The organism is Streptomyces sp. ICC1, assembly GCF_003287935.1.
In the GTDB taxonomy this organism is placed as follows: Bacteria; Actinomycetota; Actinomycetes; order Streptomycetales; family Streptomycetaceae; genus Streptomyces; species Streptomyces tritrimontium.
Genome location: NZ_CP030287.1, coordinates 1,241,699 through 1,262,056 on the forward strand (window position 1 = coordinate 1,241,699; position 20,358 = coordinate 1,262,056).

The 20,358-nt window shown below is 71.6% G+C and carries 16 protein-coding genes; 13 read left to right on the forward strand and 3 right to left on the reverse strand.

Annotated elements, in window-relative coordinates:
* Positions 1–77 precede the first annotated feature (77 nt).
* On the reverse strand, positions 78–791 hold the full coding sequence (gene hemQ / locus DRB96_RS05705) for a hydrogen peroxide-dependent heme synthase (protein ID WP_112447295.1): 714 nt from the start codon (positions 789–791) through the stop codon (positions 78–80).
* Between the two features lie 4 nt (positions 792–795).
* Entirely contained in the window at positions 796–2,298 is a 1,503-nt protein-coding gene (hemG, locus tag DRB96_RS05710; protein WP_239517704.1) for a protoporphyrinogen oxidase, read from the reverse strand.
* A 175-nt stretch (positions 2,299–2,473) separates the two neighbouring features.
* Here hemG and DRB96_RS05715 point away from each other — a divergent pair, with 175 nt between their 5' ends.
* Both DRB96_RS05715 and DRB96_RS05720 read left to right on the forward strand, forming a co-directional pair.
* Positions 2,474–3,553, forward strand: a complete 1,080-nt coding sequence (locus tag DRB96_RS05715) for a DUF4349 domain-containing protein (RefSeq protein ID WP_112447297.1) — start codon at positions 2,474–2,476, stop codon at positions 3,551–3,553.
* A gap of 64 nt (positions 3,554–3,617) precedes the next feature.
* Complete coding sequence (locus DRB96_RS05720; protein ID WP_112447299.1) at positions 3,618–5,006, forward strand: FAD-dependent oxidoreductase; 1,389 nt, start codon at positions 3,618–3,620, stop codon at positions 5,004–5,006.
* 18 nt (positions 5,007–5,024) lie between these two features.
* Here DRB96_RS05720 and hemE read toward each other — a convergent pair whose 3' ends face one another.
* Positions 5,025–6,089 carry a uroporphyrinogen decarboxylase gene (gene hemE, locus DRB96_RS05725; protein WP_112447300.1) on the reverse strand — a complete coding sequence of 355 codons (1,065 nt, stop codon included), beginning with the start codon at positions 6,087–6,089 and terminating at the stop codon, positions 5,025–5,027.
* 91 nt (positions 6,090–6,180) lie between these two features.
* On the opposite strand from hemE, the gene DRB96_RS05730 reads away from it, so the two are divergent.
* From DRB96_RS05730 to DRB96_RS05780, 11 genes are all read left to right on the forward strand, one after another.
* Complete coding sequence (locus DRB96_RS05730; protein WP_112447302.1) at positions 6,181–6,843, forward strand: DUF3000 domain-containing protein; 663 nt, start codon at positions 6,181–6,183, stop codon at positions 6,841–6,843.
* A 402-nt stretch (positions 6,844–7,245) separates the two neighbouring features.
* The gene (locus DRB96_RS05735) at positions 7,246–7,908 is read left to right on the forward strand and encodes a response regulator transcription factor (RefSeq protein WP_112447304.1); all 663 of its coding nucleotides are present in this window, start codon (positions 7,246–7,248) and stop codon (positions 7,906–7,908) included.
* A 133-nt stretch (positions 7,909–8,041) separates the two neighbouring features.
* The gene (locus DRB96_RS05740) at positions 8,042–9,352 is read left to right on the forward strand and encodes a ribonuclease D (RefSeq protein ID WP_112447306.1); all 1,311 of its coding nucleotides are present in this window, start codon (positions 8,042–8,044) and stop codon (positions 9,350–9,352) included.
* Positions 9,353–9,502: 150 nt separating this feature from the next.
* On the forward strand, positions 9,503–10,366 hold the full coding sequence (locus DRB96_RS05745) for a ferritin-like domain-containing protein (RefSeq protein WP_239515996.1): 864 nt from the start codon (positions 9,503–9,505) through the stop codon (positions 10,364–10,366).
* Positions 10,367–10,434: 68 nt separating this feature from the next.
* On the forward strand, positions 10,435–11,661 hold the full coding sequence (locus DRB96_RS05750; RefSeq protein ID WP_112447308.1) for an acetyl-CoA C-acyltransferase: 1,227 nt from the start codon (positions 10,435–10,437) through the stop codon (positions 11,659–11,661).
* Entirely contained in the window at positions 11,658–13,799 is a 2,142-nt protein-coding gene (locus tag DRB96_RS05755) for a 3-hydroxyacyl-CoA dehydrogenase NAD-binding domain-containing protein (protein ID WP_112447310.1), read from the forward strand. The genes DRB96_RS05750 and DRB96_RS05755 overlap by 4 nt, the downstream gene beginning before the upstream one ends.
* A 151-nt stretch (positions 13,800–13,950) precedes the next feature.
* Positions 13,951–14,994: a signaling protein gene (locus DRB96_RS05760; protein WP_112447311.1), complete on the forward strand. Its 1,044-nt coding sequence runs from the start codon at positions 13,951–13,953 to the stop codon at positions 14,992–14,994.
* 161 nt (positions 14,995–15,155) lie between these two features.
* Complete coding sequence (locus DRB96_RS05765) at positions 15,156–17,150, forward strand: hypothetical protein (RefSeq protein WP_112447313.1); 1,995 nt, start codon at positions 15,156–15,158, stop codon at positions 17,148–17,150.
* 75 nt (positions 17,151–17,225) lie between these two features.
* On the forward strand, positions 17,226–18,731 hold the full coding sequence (locus tag DRB96_RS05770) for a bifunctional cytidylyltransferase/SDR family oxidoreductase (RefSeq protein ID WP_112447314.1): 1,506 nt from the start codon (positions 17,226–17,228) through the stop codon (positions 18,729–18,731).
* Between the two features lie 2 nt (positions 18,732–18,733).
* On the forward strand, positions 18,734–19,555 hold the full coding sequence (locus tag DRB96_RS05775; protein WP_112447316.1) for a rhamnogalacturonan acetylesterase: 822 nt from the start codon (positions 18,734–18,736) through the stop codon (positions 19,553–19,555).
* The gene (locus DRB96_RS05780; RefSeq protein WP_112447318.1) at positions 19,552–20,355 is read left to right on the forward strand and encodes an Ig-like domain-containing protein; all 804 of its coding nucleotides are present in this window, start codon (positions 19,552–19,554) and stop codon (positions 20,353–20,355) included. Before DRB96_RS05775 ends, DRB96_RS05780 begins: the two co-directional genes overlap by 4 nt.
* Positions 20,356–20,358: the final 3 nt, after the last annotated feature.

Genomic DNA, 20,358 nt, shown 5'->3' on the forward strand with positions numbered 1-20,358 from the left:
GTCGATTCGGGGGCAGGGCCTCCCGATCACCGGAGGACGCAGGTCAGGTCCTCCGGTCCTTCCCCCCAGGGGAGGTCTCAGGCGAGTCCGGCCACCAGATCGGCGACGGACTTGCGGCGTCCGGTGTAGAAGGGCACCTCTTCGCGGACGTGCATACGGGCCTCGGAGGCGCGCAGGTGGCGCATGAGGTCGACGATGCGGTACAGCTCGTCGGCCTCGAAGGCCAGCAGCCATTCGTAGTCGCCGAGCGAGAAGGAGGCGACGGTGTTGGCGCGCACGTCGGGGTAGCCGCGGGCCATCATGCCGTGGTCCTTGAGCATGCGGCGGCGGTCCTCGTCGGGCAGCAGGTACCAGTCGTAGCTGCGCACGAAGGGGTAGACGCTGACGTAGTCGCGCGGCGTCTCGTCGGCCAGGAAGGCCGGGATGTGCGACTTGTTGAACTCGGCCGGGCGGTGCAGGGCCATGTTCGACCAGACCGGCTCCAGGGCGCGGCCCAGCTTGGTGCGGCGGAACAGGTTGTAGGCGCTCTGCAGCTCGTCGGAGGTCTCCGCGTGCCACCAGATCATGATGTCCGCGTCGGCCCGCAGGCCGGAGACGTCATAGGTGCCGCGGACGGTGATGTCCTTGGCGGCCAGCTGGTCGAACAGCTCCTGGACCTCGTCGGCGAAGCCGGCGCGGTTCTCGGGGAGGACGTCCTTCAGCTTGAAGACGGACCACAGGGTGTAGCGGATGACCTCGTTGAGGTCCTTCGCCTTCTTCCCCGCGTTGGGAATCTTCTCTGGTGCAGTCATGTGCCTATTGTCCCGTGCGCTGATCAGTGGTCTGTGCCAGGGGTACCCCACCGGGCCCCAACGTGGCCATCACCACGTCAGCGGCCTTGCCGGCGCTCGCGATGCAGGCCGGGATCCCGACCCCGTCGTACAGCGCACCGCACACCGCGAGTCCCGGGAGGGCCGCCACGGCGGCGCGGATCCGGGCCACCCGGCCGAGGTGGCCCACGGGGTACTGGGGCAGGCCGCCGTCCCAGCGCGTGACGGTGGAGGCGACCGGGCGGGCGGCCGCCGCGAGGCCCACGGCGTCGGCGAGGTCGGCGCGGGAGACGTCGACCAGTTCCTCGTCGGAGCGGCCCAGGTCGCGCTCGTCGCCGTGGCGGCCGACGGAGGTGCGCAGCAGGAAGAGCTCGGGATCGGTGCCGGCCCAGGCCCACTTGTTGCTGGAGAAGGTCGACGCCTTGATCGTCCGGCCGTCCACGGGCGGTACGAGGAAGCCGCTCGCGCCGCCCCCGGCGATGGCGGCCGGCAGCTCGGAGCGCCGGAAGGCCATCGTGACCAGGGCCATGGAGGCGTACTCGACCCCGCGCAGCTCCGCGGCCGCGGCGGGCGCGAGCCGGTCGAGGAGGCGGGCGGCGGGTCCGGCCGGGGTGGCCAGCACGATGCCGTCGGCCTCGATGACCTCGGCGCCGCCCGGGCTGTCGGGGGCGCCCGCGAGCACGCGCCAGCCGGTCGCGGTACGGGTCAGCTCGCGCGCGGGGGTGTCGGTGAGGAGGCGGGCTCCGGCCGCCCGGCAGGCCGCGGCGACGGCGAGCGGGAGCCGGCCGATGCCGCCGTCGATGCCGGAGAAGACGGGACCGGCCTGCCCGGCTCCGGCCGCCCGGCGCTGCAGTTCCCGTACGCCCTCGCCCAGGGAGGCGTGCGTACGGGCGGCCTCGAAGAGCTGGGGGACGGCGGCGCGCATCGAGATGCGGTAGGCGTTGCCGGCGTAGACCCCGCCGAGCAGCGGCTCCACGAGCCGGTCGACGACCTCGTGGCCGAGGCGGGCGGCGACGTACTCGCCGACGGCCACGTCCTCGCCGATCTCGGCGGGGGCCAGCTCGGCTTCGGCCCCGATCCGGGCCAGGCCCTCGGCGGAGAGCACTCCGGAGGCGGCGAGCGGGCCCAGGTCGCCGGGGGCGCCCATGACGTGGCCGCGCGGCATGGGCCGCAGCTCGCCGCGGGTCCACAGGTGGGCGGTGGCGGTGGCGGGGGGCTGCAGGGCGTCGCCGAGGCCGGTGGCGCGGGCCAGTTCGAGGGCTTCGGGGCGGCGGGCGAGCACGGATTCGGCGCCGAGGTCCACGGGCAGGCCGGCCAGCTCGCCGGCGAACAGCTTGCCGCCGGGGCGCGGGCCGGCCTCCAGGAGCGTGACGCGGACGCCGTCGGCGAGCAGCCGGTGGGCTGCCGCGAGGCCCGCGATGCCGCCGCCGATGACGACGACGTGGCCGGCGGGGCCCGGCCGGTCCGTACGCATGTCCGCTCCGTGCATGGACACATCGTCTCAGACCCCCCACGGAGTGATCACCGAGGCCTGACCGTGACCGGTTCGGGACCACCTCGAGGCCGCGCGTGCGAAACCCGCGGCGGGGCCGGGAACGTCAGAACGTCGACACCAGCGCGGCGGTCCGGCCGCGCGTCCGGCGATTCCCGGGGGGTACCCGACGATGCACACCCAGCGCACCCAGCACAGACGGTTCGGAGGGTACGGGGGGTACGGGCGGCGCACCGCGACGGCCCTGGCCGCGCTCTCCCTGACCGGGGCCCTCGCGCTCACCGGCTGCTCCGCGGCCGGGAGCGGCGCCAAGTCGGATGAATCGGTGGCCGACGCGGCGGCTCCGCGGCAGCGGGAGGCCGCCGGGAAGGGCCCGGCCGCCGCGTCGGCCGCGACGGGCGCACCGGCGCCGTCCTCGGACAAGGACCAGCCGCAGGCCCCCGCACGCACGCAGATCATCCGCACGGCGACGCTGGGCGTGGAGACGGCGGACGCCCAGAAGGCGGCGGCCGGGGCCCGCACGGCGGCGGAGGGCGCGGGCGGTTACGTGGGCAACGAGACCACCGGCCGCGGCCACGACGGGGCGATGACCTCGACCGTGACCCTGCGGGTGCCCGCCGGGCGCTTCGACGCGGTGCTGGCCGCCATGGAGGGCAGCGGGAAGCTGCTCGAACGCAAGGTCGAGGCGCAGGACGTGACGCAGAAGGTCGCGGACGTCGACAGCCGGGTCACCTCGCAGCGGGCGAGCGTGGGCCGGGTGCGCGAGCTGATGGAGAAGGCCTCGAGTCTGGGCGAGGTGGTCACGCTGGAGGCCGAACTCAGCAAGCGGCAGGCCGATCTGGAGTCGTTGCTCGCGCAGCAGACGGCGCTGAAGGACCAGACCTCGCTCGGCACGATCACGCTGACGTTCTCGGAGCCGGCGAAGGAGGCGGCGAAGGAGCCGAAGAAGGCGGATCCGGGCTTCACCGACGCACTGGCCGGCGGCTGGAAGGCCTTCGCCGCCGTGGTCCTGTACCTGCTGATGGCTCTCGCCGCGGCCTCCCCGTTCCTGTTGGCGGGCGCGTTCCTGCTGTTCTGCTTCCGGCAGTTCCGCACGTGGCGGCCGGCGAAGCCGAAGCCGGGCGCGCCGGAGCGCCGACTTCCGGCGCAGGCCGGTCCGGTGGGGCAGACCCCCCGGCCGCCGGCCGGAAGCCCTGCGGGCCCCGCGGATCCGGCGGATCCGGCGGCCCCCGCCGCGGACGTCCGGGACTGAACACCCATTCGCCCGTAGCGTGGGCCCCGCAGGCATCGGGCGGCGGGGAAGGACGGTACGGGCGATGGCGAGTGCCAGGGAACGGCTGGTGGTGGTCGGCGGTGACGCGGCGGGGATGTCCGCCGCGTCACAGGCCCGGCGGCTCAAGGGGCCGGCGGAGCTGGAGATCACCGCCTTCGAGCGGGGGCACTTCACCTCGTACTCCGCGTGCGGGATCCCGTACTGGATCGGCGGCCTGGTCGGCGGCCGGGACGAGCTGATCGCCCGGACGCCCGAGGAGCACCGCGAGCGGGACATCGACCTGCGGACGCGGACGGAGGTCGTGGAACTGGACCTCGCGGGGCGGCGGGTGCGCGCCCGGGACCTCGTATCGGGCGCCGAGTACTGGACGGGGTACGACAAGCTCGTCCTCGCCACCGGCGCCCGCCCGGTCCGCCCGCGGCTGCCCGGCATCGGCGCGCACGGGGTGTACGGGGTCCAGAGCCTGGACGACGGCCAGCGCCTGATGGACGCTCTGGAGCGGACCGAGGGCCGCCGGGCGGTCGTGGTCGGCGCCGGCTACATCGGCGTGGAGATGGCGGAAGCCCTGGTCGGGCGGGGCTTCGAGGTCACCGTGCTACACCGGGGCGAGCAGCCGATGTCCACGCTGGACCCGGACATGGGCGCTCTCGTCCACAGCGCGATGAACGGCATGGGGATCCGTACGGTCGCCCGCGCCGAGGCGTCGAAGATCCTCACCGACGAGGAGGGCCGGGCCCGCGCGGTGGCCACGGCCTCGGGCGAGGAGTACCCGGCGGACGTCGTGGTCCTGGGCATCGGCGTGGAGCCGCGCACGGCGCTGGCGCGCGCGGCGGGCCTGCCGCTCGGCGAGTCGGGCGGCCTGCTGACGGACCTGTCGATGCGGGTCCGCGGCCAAGCGGACATCTGGGCGGGCGGGGACTGCGTGGAGGTCCTGGACCTGGTGTCGGGCGGCATGCGGCACATCCCGCTGGGCACGCACGCCAACAAGCACGGCCAGGTCATCGGCTCGAACGCGGGCGGCGGCTACGCGACGTTCCCCGGGGTGGTGGGCACGGCCGTGAGCAAGGTCTGCGAGCTGGAGATCGCGCGTACGGGGCTGCGCGAGCGGGACGCGCTGGCCGTCGGGCTCCGCTTCGTCACGGCGACCATCCGCTCGACGAACACGGCGGGCTACTACCCGGGGGCCGAGGAGATGACGGTCAAGATGCTCGCGGAGCACCGCACGGGCCGCCTCCTGGGAGTCCAGATCGTCGGCGGCGCGGGCTCCGCGAAGCGGGTGGACATCGCCGCGGTGGCCCTGACGGCCGGCATGACGGTGGACCAGGTCGTCTCCCTGGACCTGGGCTACGCCCCGCCGTTCTCCCCGGTCTGGGACCCGGTCCTGGTGGCCGCCCGCAAAACGGTGACCGCGGTGCGGGCGGCCGGGGTCTGAGCCCCGCGGGCCGTTCCGCTAGACCGCCGTCTGCGTGTGGACGTAGTCCACCAGGCGGGTCAGGGCGTCCGGGTTCGTCGTCGGGAGGACGCCGTGGCCCAGGTTGAAGATGTGGCCTTCCAGGCCGGCCGCCGCGTCCAGGACCTCGCGGGTCTTGGTCTCCACCGCTTCGGGAGTGGAGAAGAGCACCGCCGGGTCCAGGTTGCCCTGGAGCGCCTTGCCGGGGCCGACCCGGTGGACGGCCTCGTCCAGCGAGACCCGGTAGTCGACGCCCATGACGTCCGCGCCGGCCTCGCCCATGAGGCCGAGGAGCTCGCCCGTGCCCACGCCGAAGTGGATGCGCGGGACGCCGTACGAGGCGACGGACTGGAGGACCTTCGCGGAGGCCGGCATCACCGAGCGGCGGTAGTCCGCCGGGGCGAGCGCGCCGACCCAGGAGTCGAAGAGCTGGACCGCCGAGGCGCCGGCCTCGATCTGGACCTTGAGGAAGGCCGAGGTGATCTCCGCGAGTCGGTCGAGCAGGTCGGCCCACAGCTCCGGGTCCCCGTACATGAGGGCCTTGGTGTGCTCGTGGTTCTTGGACGGGCCGCCCTCGACGAGGTAGCTCGCGAGGGTGAAGGGCGCACCCGCGAAACCGATCAACGGCGTGGAGCCCAGTTCACCCGTGAGCATGCCGATCGCCTCGGTGACGTACGAGACGTCCTCCGGGGTGAGGTCGCGCAGCTGTGCGAGGTCCTCGCGGCGGCGGATCGGCTGGGCGACGACCGGGCCGATGCCCGGCTTGATGTCCAGGTCGATGCCGATGGCCTTCAGCGGGACCACGATGTCGGAGAAGAAGATCGCCGCGTCCACGTTGTGGCGCCGGACCGGCTGCAGCGTGATCTCGGTGACCAGGTCGGGCCGCATGCAGGATTCCAGCATCTGCGTGCCCTCGCGCACCTTGCGGTACTCGGGGAGGGAGCGACCCGCCTGCCGCATGAACCACACGGGCGTGTGCGGTACCGGCTCGCGCCGGCACGCCTTGAGGAAGGCGGAATCGTACGTCTGGCTCGGCGTGCCCGTGGGGCGGGTGTTGGCGCTCACGACTCAAATCTTCGCACGTATGAAGAAGTGCCCGGCCCGGCGCGGGTGTCCCTGCGCCGTACGGGCGCCCGTTCCGCCTAGTCTTCCCCGCATGGCTGCGGCTCAGGGACGATTTTCAGATGGCGCTGACGGTGCGGACAGCGCGAAGGAGAGCTCCGTCCCGCTCCCGTTCCGGCGGGCGGTCGACGGCTTGAAGAAGGCGAGGCTGCGGCAGGGGATCGAGATCGACCCCACCAAGCCGCCACAGAGACTGGCACCGCACGCCTACGCGCTGGAGGCGGCGGTCGTGGACGGCGAGGAGGACCTGGCCGACGGCCGGCTCATCCTCCTGCACGACCCGGCCGGGCACGACGCCTGGCAGGGCACCTTCCGGCTGGTGACGCTCGTACGGGCGGAACTGGAGCCGGAGATGGCCGTGGACCCGCTCCTCCCCGAGGTGTGCTGGTCCTGGCTGACCGGGGCGCTGGACGCGCGCGGGCTGACGTACGGGGAGGCGAGCGGGACCGTGACCATGGCCGCCTCGCACTACTTCGGCGGGCTCGGCGAGCGCCGGCCGGCGACACAGATCGAGATCAGGGCTTCCTGGACGCCGCGCGAGGGTGTGGGCGGGGTGCCGGACACCTCCGCACACCTGGCGGCGTGGTGCGAACTCCTGTGCCAGATCGCGGGGCTGCCTCCGGTCGGGCCGACGGAGACGGTGACCGGGGTGGTCTCGCTGCCCCAGCGGCGCGGTCCGCACCACCCGAAGGGATAGCACGGAGGAGCGGTCCGCACGGCCTCCCACCAGGTCCGCACGGCCTCCCACCAGACCCGCAGAGCCTCCCACCGGGCCCGTCCGGCCGTGCGCGCGGCCGGGCGGGGCGGGGGCGGGCCCCGGCTCCGCGATCGACCGCGGAGCGGCCGGACGGGCGTCCCGAGCCCCTCGAACAGGCGACCAAACCCTCGGCCGAATGTCGGAACGGGGCGTCCCTTGCGGGCTTCTGATCACCCTATGATCGATCGTGCGTCCGAATTGCCCGAATTGTTACTCACCAAATCGTGATCATTCCCTAAAGCCGGGCGGGTGACGTGCCGAAAGAGTCAGTGACCATCCGCACGGTTCGCACCGGCTTCCTTCCCCCAGCCGGCCGTCCCGCCACTCCCCCAGGAGGCCTAGGTGTCCGTTCTTCTCGAGCAGCCCGCAAGCCTGGTCGCCTACCGCCCGAACAAGCCGACGGCCATGGTCGTCGTGGCCGACCCGCGCGTGCGCTCCACCGTGACCCGCCATTTGTGGGCACTCGGCGTACGTGACGTGATCGAGGCTTCGTCCATCGCGGAGGCCCGTCCACGCATCGGCAGCCCGCGCGACATCTGCGTGGCCGACGTACACCTGCCCGACGGTTCCGGTCTCACCCTGCTCTCCGAGGCCCGCGCCGCCGGTTGGCCGAACGGCCTGGCCCTGTCCGCCGCCGACGACATCGGCGCCGTGCGCAACGCCCTCGCGGGCGGAGTGAAGGGCTACGTCGTCACCGGCACCCGGACCAACATCGGGCTCCCGTCCCGGCCCGGCGCCGCCCCCATCGGCGCCGCCGCGGCCCGTATGCACCGCCGCCCCCCGGGTGCCCCGAGCCACCCGGGCGGCTACCGCGAGCTCTCCGGCCGCGAGGTCGAGGTCCTGCGCCTCGTCGCGGAGGGCCAGTCCAACAAGGCCATCGGAGTCTCGATGGGCCTGTCCGCCCTGACCGTCAAGTCCCACCTCGCACGGATCGCCCGCAAGCTGGGCACCGGCGACCGGGCCGGGATGGTCGCCGTCGCCCTGCGCACCGGGATCATCCACTGACCCGGCCGATACCGCCCGCGAGACCCCGGGCCAACAACCGGAGAACCCGGGGAAACGTCCGTCCTTCCCCTTCGCGCCCGTCGCCGGAACGTTCCGGCGACGGGCGCGTCGCATGCACGGATACCCTTGACCAGTGACCGACGCCCAAGAAACCGCAGCAGGCCTGCGCACCACCACCGGGGGCGGCCCCCCGGACGACGAGGTTTCGTCCGACGGGCTGCCCATCCCCTTGCTCGAGCCCCGCGAGGGCATCCCGCCGGTGGTCGCCGACGCCGAGGCGCTCGCCGAGGTGGTCGCGGCCTTCGCCGCGGGCACCGGACCCGTCGCCGTGGACGCCGAGCGCGCCTCCGGCTACCGCTACGGCCAGCGCGCCTACCTGGTGCAGCTGCGCCGCGAAGGCGCGGGCTCCGCGCTGATCGACCCGGTGGGCTGCCCCGACCTCTCCTCCCTGGGCGAGGCCCTCTCCGGTACCGAGTGGATCCTGCACGCGGCCACCCAGGACCTTCCGTGCCTGCGCGAAATAGGCATGACGCCCACCTCCCTGTTCGACACCGAGCTCGCCGGACGCCTCGCCGGCTTCCCCCGGGTCGGGCTCGGCGCGATGGTCGAGGGCGTACTCGGCTACGTGCTGGAGAAGGGCCACTCCGCCGTCGACTGGTCCACCCGGCCGCTCCCCGAGCCGTGGCTGCGCTATGCCGCGCTCGATGTCGAGCTGCTCGTGGACCTGCGCGACGCGCTGGAGAAGGAGCTGGACCGGCAGGGCAAGCTGGAGTGGGCCCGTCAGGAGTTCGACGCCATCGCCTCCGCGCCGCCCGCGCCGCCCCGCAAGGACCCTTGGCGCCGCACCTCCGGCATGCACAAGGTGCGCCGGCGCCGGCAGATGGCCGTCGTACGGGAGCTGTGGGAGTCCCGGGACCGGATCGCGCAGCGCCGCGACGTGTCACCGGGCAAGGTGCTGGGTGACGGCGCGATCGTCGAGGCCGCGCTCGCCCTGCCGCTGACCGTGCACGCGCTCTCGGCGCTGCCCGGATACGGGCAGCGCATGGGCCGGCGCCAGCTGGACCAGTGGATGGCCGCCGTGGAACGGGCGAAGGCCCTGCCCGAGAGCGAGCTGCCGCAGCCGGGGGCGACCCCGGCCGGCCCCCCGCCGCCGCGCTCCTGGGCGGACAAGGACCCGGAGGCCGCGGCACGCCTCGCGGCGGCCCGCACGGCCGTGTCGGCGCTGGCGGAGGGGCTGAACCTGCCCCAGGAGAACCTGATCACCCCCGACACGGTCCGCCGGCTGTGCTGGGAGCCGCCGGAGCGCCTGGAGCCCGACGCGGTGGCCGAGGCACTGGCGGGCTACGGGGCCCGCCCGTGGCAGATCGAACAGGTGACGGCGGCGCTGACGACGGCGCTGGCGACGACGCTGCCACCCGAGCCGGAGCCGGATCCGGCCGACTGAGGCGTCGCGCCCGGGCCCCGGCCCCGGCCCGCCGCCCGTGATTCCACGCAAGAGCCCCCCGTCCTGTGGACGGGGGGCTCTTGCGCGTCCCGGTCTCGTCGAAGAGTCACGTCCGCGCATCTTTTGAACACGCTCAAAGTCTTGTAGTTTTTGAACGTGATCAAACATGGGTGGGGATACGAGGAGTGGGTGGCCGAGTTCGAGGCCGAGCGCGAGCGGCGGGCCGAGCGGGGCGATCCGGACTGGAGCCGGGTCACGACGCTCCCCGCGGAGCTCACCGGAAGCCTGCAGCGGTTCCAGCTGGGAGAAGGCGGGGACGGCGCCGAGCTGGCCGCCAAGGCCGAGCGGGCGGGCGATCCGGTGTACGCGCGGGCCGTACGGCTCTTCGTGGCGGAGGAGCAGAACCACGCGCGGATGCTGGCCCTGCTCCTGAAGGCCGAGGGCGGGGGGACCCTGGCCGGCCACTGGAGCGACGCCGCCTTCGTCGGGCTGCGCAGGCTGCTCGGGCTGAAGGTGGAGCTGCTGGTACTGATGGTCGCGGAGGCGGTCGCCCTGCGGTACTACGAGGCGGTGCGCGACGGAGCCGCCGACCCGCTGACCTCGGAGGTGGCGGGCCGGATCCACGCCGACGAGGTGCGCCACGTCCCCTTCCACTGCCTGCGCCTGCGCGAGGCCCTGGCGCCCCTGCCCGCCCCCGCCCGGCGGGCGGCGGCCCTGGCCTGGCGGGCCCTGCTCGCCGGCGCGGCCGCCCTGGTCGCGGTGGACCACGGCCCGGCGCTGCGCACCCTGGGCGTCCGCCGCCGCGCCTTCGTGGCGGACACGGTCCGCTCCTCGTCCCCCATGGCCGCCGCCATGAGCTCGGCCCGGCCCGGCCCCCCGAGCCGCGGACCCGCCGACGGGTCCTGCTCGGGTAGCGCCGGGGCCGCGAGGAAGGGCGCGGCGGAGTGTGACCTTCGCCGCTCCTTCCAGGGGGGCTGTGCATGCCGGTTACCGGCAAGTAGCATGGAGAGGTGAGCGGGCGCTCAGTCCATGGGCACGCCCCCCGCGCAGCAGTGCACCCCCGCACCTGGAGGAGAGCCAACGTGCCTCGTACCGTCAGGGACGTCGTCTTCGTCGACGGCGTCCGCACCCCGTTCGGCAAGGCGGGCCCGAAGGGCATCTACAACGAGACCCGCGCCGACGATCTCGTCGTCAAGGCGATCCGGGAGCTGCTGCGCCGCAACCCGGACCTGGACCCCGCGAAGATCGACGAGGTCGCCATCGCCGCGACCACGCAGATCGGCGACCAGGGCCTGACGCTGGGCCGTACGGCCGGCATTCTCGCGGGCCTCCCGCAGTCCGTCCCCGGGTACTCCATCGACCGCATGTGCGCCGGCGCGCTCACCGCCGTGACCGCCGTCGCGGGCGGCGTGGCCTTCGGTGCGTACGACGTCGCCCTCGCCGGCGGTGTCGAGCACATGGGCCGCCACCCCATGGGCGAGGGCGTCGACCCGAACCCGCGCTTCGTCTCCGAGAAGCTGGTCGACGAGTCCGCCCTGTTCATGGGCATGACCGCCGAGAACCTGCACGACCGGTACCCGACGATCACCAAGCTCCGCGCCGACGAGTACGCCGTGCGCTCGCAGGAGAAGGCCGCCAAGGCGTACGCCGACGGCAAGATCCAGCAGGACCTGGTCCCGATCTCGGTCCGCAACAACAACGAGGCGGCCGGTGAGACGGGCTGGGGCCTGGTCACCGCCGACGAGCCGATGCGTCCGGGGACCACCCTGGAGAACCTGGCGGGCCTCAAGACCCCGTTCCGGGTCCACGGCAACGTCACCGCGGGCAACGCCGCCGGTCTCAACGACGGTGCCACCGCCGCGATCATCGCGTCCGAGGACTTCGCCCGCGAGAACAACCTCCCGGTCAAGATGCGCCTGGTCTCGTACTCCTTCGCGGGTGTCGAGCCCGAGGTCATGGGCTACGGTCCGATCCCGGCCACCGAGAAGGCCCTGGCGCAGGCCGGTCTGACGATCGACGACATCGGCCTCTTCGAGGTCAACGAGGCCTTCGCGGTCCAGGTCCTCGCGTTCCTGGAGCACTACGGCATCGCCGACGACGACGCCCGCGTCAACCAGTACGGCGGCGCCATCGCCTTCGGCCACCCGCTCGCCTCCTCCGGCGTCCGTCTGATGACCCAGCTGGCCCGCCAGTTCGAGGAGCAGCCGGAGGTCCGCTACGGCCTGACCACCATGTGCGTCGGCTTCGGCATGGGCGCCACGGTCGTCTGGGAGAACCCGAACTTCACCGCCGAGGGAGACAGCAAGTGAGCACCACCACCACTGAGCTCCTCAAGGGCGCGGCCGAGCTGTTCCCGGACGAGGTCGTCACGCGCGCGCTCGTGCGCCACCTGGACCTGCCCTTCGGCGCCGGGCGCTTCGCGCTCATCACGCTGGACAACGGCCTGGACCACACCAAGCCGACCACCTTCGGCCCGCAGTCCCTCGCCAACCTGAACGCGGCGATCGACCAGGTCGAGCAGGAGGCCATCGCGGGCTCCATCGTCGGCGCCGGTCTGACCGGCAAGCCGTTCATCTTCGCGGTCGGCGCCGACCTCAAGGGCGTCGAGCTGCTGAAGAAGCACGACGAGGCGCTCGCCATCGGCAAGGGCGGCCACGACGTCTTCAAGCGCCTGGCCGCGCTGGCCGTCCCCACCTTCGCCTACTACAACGGCGCGGCGATGGGCGGCGGTGTCGAGGTCGGTCTGCACTGCACCTACCGCACCGTCTCCAAGGCCATCCCGGCCTTCTCGCTGCCCGAGGTCTTCCTCGGCCTGGTTCCCGGCTGGGGCGGCTGCGCCCTGCTGCCGAACCTGATCGGCGCGGACCGCGCGGTCTCGGTCATCATCGAGAACTCGCTGAACCAGAACCGGCAGCTGAGGGGCAAGCAGGTCTTCGAGCTCGGCATCGCGGACGCGCTGTTCGAGGGCGCGGACTTCCTGGAGCAGTCGCTGCTCTGGACCGCGAACGTGCTCAACGGCACCACCGAGGTCGTACGCGACGAGATCGACCGCGGCGAGGCCTGGGACGCGGCGGTCGCCCGCGGCCGCTTCATCGCCGACTCCAAGGTGCACGGCGCGGCCCCGGCCGCCTACCGCGCGCTGGAGATCATCGAGGCGGCCAAGGACGGCGACCTGCAGAAGGGCTTCGACGCCGAGGACACCGCGCTCGCGGACCTCATCATGGGCGGCGAACTGCGCTCCGGCATCTACGCCTTCAACCTGGTCCAGAAGCGCGCCAAGCGCCCGGCCGGCGCGCCGGACAAGGCGCTGGCCCGCCCGGTCACCAAGGTCGGCGTCGTCGGCGCGGGCCTGATGGCCTCGCAGCTGGCGCTGCTGTTCCTGCGCCGCCTGGAGGTGCCGGTGGTCCTCACCGACATCGACCAGGAGCGCGTGGACAAGGGCGTGGGCTACGTCCGGGCCGAGATCCAGAAGCTGCTGGGCAAGGGCCGCATCAACCAGGACAAGGCCAACCGCCTGACCGCCCTGGTGACGGGTGTCCTGGACAAGGCCGAGGGCTTCGCGGACGCGGACTTCATCATCGAGGCCGTGTTCGAGGAGATGTCCGTCAAGCAGAAGGTGTTCGCGGAGGTCGAGGCGGTCGCCCCGGCGCACGCGATCCTCGCCACCAACACCTCCTCGCTGTCGGTCTCCGAGATGGCCTCCAAGCTCCAGCACCCGGAGCGCGTGGTCGGCTTCCACTTCTTCAACCCGGTCGCGATCCTCCCGCTGCTGGAGATCGTCCGCGGCGAGCAGACCGACGACGCCTCGCTGGCCACGGCCTTCGGTGTGGCGCGGAAGCTGAAGAAGACCGCGGTCCTCACCAAGGACGCCCCGGCGTTCGTCGTGAACCGCATCCTGACCCGCTTCATGGGCGAGATCCAGAACGTCATCGACGAGGGCACCCCGGTGGTCACCGCCGAGAAGGCCATCGAGCCGCTCGGCCTGCCGATGTCCCCGCTGGTGCTGCTGGAGCTCGTGGGCCCGGCGATCGGCCTGCACGTCTCCGAGACCCTGAACCGCGCCTTCCCGGAGCGCTTCACCGTCTCCCCGAACCTGGCGGCCGTCGTCAAGGCCGGCAAGCGCGGCTTCTACGTCTACTCCGCAGAGAACGGCTTCAAGCCGGAGCTGGACCCCGAGGTCGCCGCCCTCCTCGTCCAGGGCGATGTCGTCCTGACCGAGGAGCAGGTCCGCGACCGCGTCCTCGACGCGGTGGCGCAGGAGATCGGCCTGATGCTGGAGGAGGGTGTCGTGGCCGAGGCCCAGGACATCGACCTCTGCCTCATCACGGGCGCCGGCTGGCCCTTCCACCTGGGCGGCGTCACGCCGTACCTGGACCGCGAGGGCGTCTCCGAGCGCGTGAACGGCAAGAAGTTCCTGGCCCCCGGCCTGGCGAGCGTTCCGGTCTGAGGTCTCCGCGCGCGGTGTAGCCGACGCGGTCCGGACGCCCGTCCCCCTCACCGGGGGCGGGCGTCCGCCGTTGCGGAGGCGGCGGCCGCCGCTGCCGGAGGCGGAGGGATCCGGGGCCGGACCAGCCTCGAAAGGCTGGCAGAATACCGGCATGGCGGACAGCAGAGAACCTTTCAGCCGCCGGACTCTCCTGTTCGCGGGCGGTACGGCGGCCGCCGGCATGGCCGTGGGCGGTCTCGGCTGGCGACTCCGCACCAAGAGCGCCCCACCCGAAGACGACTCTCCACCAATTGCCGGAATGTTCGATATGCGAACAGCCGCCGAAATGTTGGCACCTTCGCCGCTTTTCAACACCACCGGGCCTCAGTCGTTCGCATTCGACGACTCCAAGGGATTGGTCTACACCCTTCAGGGCATTCAAGGCGGCTTGCAGCTCAACGGCGAGAAGGAGCCGGTCAGTTCCGCAGACCGCAAGACGGCGGGCGATATGTGCCTGACCCGGATGAGCAGTTCCGGGCAGCCGCGCGGTCACATGTATCTGCGCGGCTTCGGACACGGCATTTCCTTCGGCATCGAGCCCGTGGGCAAGTCCACGCTCATATGGGTGGAGAGCAAGCCCGACCCCGAAAGCGGCTACGGCCGCTCGGTGGCCCGCGTCCTGTTCAGGGACGGCGCCCTGCTCGACGGCAGCAACCCGACCGTGGCCCACTACGACCCGGTTCCGGGCGCCTCCGACGTCTCCCCCGCACTCGACCTGGCCGGCGGCCGGGTTCTGGTGAGCCACCAGAAAGGGGAGGAGCACCGGTTCTCGGTGTACGGGATGACGGACTTCCTGGCCGGCCGCTTCGAGGCCGCGCACACGCTCCAGGCCGGTGTGCAGGTAAAGGAAGAGGAGTGGTTCCAGGGCTGCGCACTGCACGGCGACTTCGTCTACGTGCTGACCGGTGAGCCTTACACCGGAAAGAACGGCGACAATCCGCCTAAATCGGACGGCAATACCTATGTCTCCGCAATTGACGTCCGTACGGGTGAGGCTCGGGGCCGCCGCCTCGTGACGGCGGCGCGGCACCTCCCCTACCGGGAGCCGGAGGGAATCGCGGTCAGCACGGCGGGGCCGAACCCGGCTTTGTGCGTGGGATTTTCCGTAAAGGCCAGGGACGCAAGAGAGCTGACGGTGTACAGCTTCGCGCAGTGAAGGGCCCGCATCCCGAGGCCCAAGGTCACAACTCGCACGACACGCGCCCGATATCCTTGACCTGAGGTTCACCGGCTGTTCCGGAGTTGTCCATATGGCTGCTTATACTACTCCGACACTCCGGCACAATCCTTATACCTCCATGGGAGAGGCTCCCAACGATGGGCTCGAACAGACTGCGCGCCGCCATGGGCGTACTGATCACCTCTGGGCTCATCCTCAGCTTCCTCGGAATGATGGTGGCCGTCGCACTGCCGTCCGTCACGCTGTTCGCCTACTGCGCAGCCATCAGCTACCTGGCCGACCTGCTGCTCCACAACACCGATTCGACGACCCTGGTCCGGCTGCGCGACTCGCGCTTCGGCCTGACCATGCGCTTCCTCATACGCCAGTTCCTGCTGCTGGGCCTGTGCGGGGCCATCGCCGACATCAAGTCGTTCGTGGCGCAGATGACGACCATCGGCCTGCTCCTCCTCTTCGTGCTCCAGCTCGCGTACGGCGCGCTCCTCAAACACGTGCGCAAACAGCGCAACGAGCTGCCCTTCACCACCCGCGGACTGGACCTGGAGGCACTCGGCATCCGCCGTATGCCACACCCGTTCCTGGTGGACAAGCACGTACGCAAGACCCTGCACCTGGACATACCGCTGGTGGGTGGCGCCCTCGCCACCATCACGACCGACAACTGGCGCTTCGTCACGTACGGCATGATCGCCACCGTCTTCCTCGCCTACCTCTCCCTGCTGGTGCTGCTGCCCGACGCGCGCAACGCGCTCAAGCTGCCCACAGCCGACGAGGCCCTCGACGAACTCAACCTCCAGCTGGCCGAATACCGCCCGCAGGTCGCTCTCTACTTCACCTTCGCCGCCATCTCCAAAGACTTCATGTACCAGGTCAACATGTGGCTGGAGTCGCTGGAGTCGCTGGAGCTGCGGCCCATCATCGTGCTGCGCGAGCGGGCGACCCTGCGCTACCTCGACGCCACGTCCGTACCGGTGATCTGCGTCCCGAAGGCGGACAATCTCGCGCGCATCGAGATGAACGAACTGCGTGTGGCCCTCTACCCCGGCAACGCGGGCAAGAACGTGCACATGCTCCAGCGGGCCGAGGTCAAGCACGTCTTCATCGGCCACGGCGACAGCGACAAGCTCGCCAGCAGCAACCGCGTCAGCAAGGTCTTCGACGAGATCTGGGTGGCCGGCCGCGCCGGCCGCGACCGCTACGAGCGCATCAAGCACGCCGTCACGCACAACCAGATCGTCGAGGTCGGCCGCCCCCAGCTGATGCCCCTGCAGCGCTGGACCGGCAGGGCCGCGAACCCCGCGCCCACCGTCATCTACGCCCCCACCTGGGAGGGCTGGACCGACGACGCCTGCTACACCTCGGTCATCCCGGCGGGCGAGAAGCTGATCCAGGCCCTGCTCGACCACGAGCTCGACATCCGGATCATCTACAAGCCGCACCCGCTCACCGGCTCGCGTTCCGCCGAGGCCGCCGCCGCGCACCGGCGCATCATCGCCCTCCTCGAAGAGGACAACGCCCGGCGCTTCGGCCGCAAGGTCACCGACTCCAAGGCCGCGGCCAAGAAGCTGGCCCGGATCGACCAGCGCATCGCGGACCTCTCCGAGCGCGGTGTCCGCTCCAAGTACCCGGACCTCACCGAAGAGGAGCGGACCGCCCGCATCCGGCGGAGCCGCAACCAGGCCGGAGTGCTGTACTGGAGCGCGATGCCCGAAGCCGCGCACCACGCGGTGACCGAGCGGATCCCGGCCCTGTACGACTGCTTCAACCATTCCGACCTGCTCATCGGCGACATGTCGAGCGTCGTGTCCGACTTCATCGCCACCCTGAAGCCGTACGCGATCTTCAACCTCGAAGGTCTGCCCGACCAGGAGTTCCGCAACGAGCAGCGCACCGCGTACGCCTCGTACCTCCTGGACGCCGACTGCAACGGCCTGACCCAGGCCATCGAGGCGATGCTGAAGCCGGCCGAGGACTTCATGGCGCCCTACCGGGAGCAGCTCAAGGAGTACCTCCTGGGCGAGGAGTACCCGCCCTCGATCGTCCGCTTCGACGCCGCCGCGAGCAACCTCTACCGGCGCGGGCTCCTCGACTTCCCCATCGAAGAGCCCGACGAGGCGCACCACCTCGCGTAACCGGCGGCTCCGCACTCCGCCCGACAGTCTCAACTGCCACTGCCATGGCCCGTTCAGCTCAGGAAGAAGGCGACCGTGTCGTCCAGCCCCACCCCCCGCCATACCATCGCCGTCGTTCTCGCCGGGGGTACTGGCCAGCGCATCGGGCTCGAAATACCGAAGCAGTTGCTCAAGATCGCCGGAAAGTCGATCCTTGAGCACACCATGCACATCTTCGAGACGGCGCCGGACGTGGACGAGATCATCCTCCTCATGACGCCCGACTACGTGGAGGACGCGAAGCGCATCGTCGAGCGGGCCGGGCTGAGCAAGGTGACCCGGGTACTGGCCGGCGGTGCCACCCGCAGCGAGACCACTCGCATCGCCATCCGCGCCGCCGCCGAGGGACTGGGCGAAGGGGGGGACTGCAACCTCCTCTTCCACGACGCGGTGCGCCCGCTGCTCTCGCAGCGCGTGGTCCGGGAGTGCGTCGAGTCCCTGGAGCGCTACCAGGCCGTCGACGTCGCCATCCCGTCCTCCGACACCGTCATCGTGACCCGGACCCACGGCGACGACGGCGAGTTCATCACCGAGGTACCCGACCGCTCCCGGCTGCGCCGCGGCCAGACCCCGCAGGGCTTCCGGCTCTCCACCATCCGGGCGGCGTACGAGCAGGCCGCCTCGGACCCGTATTTCCACGCGACCGACGACTGCTCCGTGGTGGTCAAGTACCTGCCCGACGTCCCGGTCCACCTGGTCACGGGCGACGAGTACAACATGAAGGTCACCCAGCCGGTCGACGTCTTCATCGCCGACAAGCTCTTCCAGCTGGCCTCCCACGCCGCGCCCGCGCAGGCCGGGGAGGCCGCCTACCGCGAGCAGCTGTCCGGCAAGACCATGGTCGTGTTCGGCGGCTCGTACGGCATCGGTGCCGACATCGCGCGCATCGCCGAGGGTTTCGGGGCCCGCGTCTTCGCCCTGGGCCGCTCCACGACCGGCACCCACGTGGAGAACCTCGACCACATCGAGGACGCGATGGCCGGGGCCTACGCCGAGACCGGCCGTATCGACTTCGTCGTCAACACCGCCGGCGTGCTGCGCGTCGGGCGCCTCGACGAGACCGACAACGAGACGATCCGCGAGGCGCTCGAGGTCAACTACCTCGCCCCCGTGAACATCGCGCGGACCGCGTACAAGTACCTGAGCGAGACCGAGGGCCAGCTGCTGCTGTTCACCTCCAGCAGCTACACTCGCGGCCGTGCCAAGTACAGCCTGTACTCGTCGACCAAGGCCGCCATGGTCAACCTGACCCAGGCCCTCGCCGACGAATGGGCCGAGGACCACGTCCGCGTCAACTGCGTGAACCCGGAGCGCACGGCCACCCCGATGCGGACCAAGGCCTTCGGACAAGAACCCACGGACTCCCTGCTGACCTCCGAGGCGGTGGCCCTGACCTCCCTGGACGTCCTGCTGTCGGAGATGACCGGCCACGTCATCGACGTACGCAAGCAGGACCCGACCACGAACGCGGCGCAGCGTTCCGCGTTCGAGGCGGCGCTGGCGTCCGTGCTGATCCAGACCACGGGGGACGAGGAGGTCTAGGCGTGACGGACGCACCCGTACAGCAGCAGGGCCGGCCGCGGAGGATCTTCGTGGCCGGCGACTCCCAGACCGTGACGCGGCCTTACCACCACATGCCGATGGCGGGCTGGGCCCAGGCACTGCCCCTGTTCCTCACCGCCGCGGTCGAGGTCGTCGACTGCGCGCACGCACGCGCGAGCTCGAAGAGCTTCCGCGGGAGCGGGCGCCTCCAGTCGATCCTGGACGACCTGGAGCCGGGCGACTACCTCCTGTTCGGCTTCGGCCCGATCGACGCGAAGACCGACCCGGATCTGCACACGAAGCCGTTCTCCACCTTCCAGGAAGAACTGGCCGCCTACGTGCACGGTGCGCGCGAGCGGCAGGCCCATCCCGTGATCCTGTTGCCGTACGAGCGGCGCCGTCTCGACGCGCACGGCAACGCCGCCCGCTTCCTGGGCGACTACCCGTTGGCGGCCCGGCTGCTGGCCGAGGACGAGCACGTCCCCTTCATCGACCTGTACGGCCAGAGCCTGCAGTGGTGGGAGGAGCTCGGGCCGGAGGGTTCCAAGGGCGCCTTCGCACACAGGCGGCCGGGTGAACCCCTGCTCGACGAGGTCCAGGACGCGGACGACCTGCACCTGCGGGCCGAGGGCGCGATCGAGTGCGCCCGCTTCGTCGCCCGCGCACTGACCGAACAAGGCGTCGTCCCGGCCCACTGGGTCCACGGCCTCGAACGCGGCCGGTTCTCGTACGGGGAACTGGGCTGGCTGGACGAGGAGACGTACGCGCACCGCACCGAGTCCCGGATGTCCGGGACCCCGGCCGTCAAGGAGTCCCGCACGTGAACCTCCTCCGCCGCGGCCGGGCCACCGGCGAGGACCCGGCCCAGGGCGCCGTCTACGCGGCCCTGTACAGCTCGGCCGACCCCCGGTTCGGGGCAACTCCGGGCGAGACCGTCCAGTTCGCCCTGTCCGTGGCCGCCGACCGGGGCGTGTCCCGGGGCTGCGCGTACCTACTGGAGGAACCGCTGGCCGACTCCGGCGAGATCATCGGCACGCAGGGGCTCGAATACTTCCCCCGACAGCGCTGGTTCCGGGTCCGGACCGATGAGGACGAGACCAGTACGGGCGTCCTGCACCTGCGCGTCAAGGACCCGTCCGCGGCGCAGGTCATCCGGTGCCAGATGTCCGTGGGGATCCCGGACGCGTCGGGCCGCAAGCTCCTGCGCACGGGCCGCCTCGACGCCGAGCCGCTGCCGGTGCGCCGGCCCGTCGCCCGGGGCCTGCGGATCACCACCGGGCCGGGCCGCCCGGGTACGGTCAACGTGCTGTCGGCGGCCCCGCGGGGGAGCAACGCCCTCTCGGTGACGCAGCCGCGGGGCGGGGACGCACAGCTGTCGTACGACGGATCGGTCACCTACTCGCCCGCCGCGGGCACGGTCGGCTACGACCGCTTCGAGTACACGGTGGCCACCCCTGGGGGCGGGGAGCTGACCTCTCATGTGAACGTCTTCGTGGGCTCCCTGGAACACACTCCCGGCGCATTCCCGGAACACCCCGCCAACAGCGCCCCGCGCCCCTGGCAGCGGCCGGAACTCAGCGGTGAGATGGCGTGGCCCCGCACCGACCGGTCCCAGCTGAACTGAACG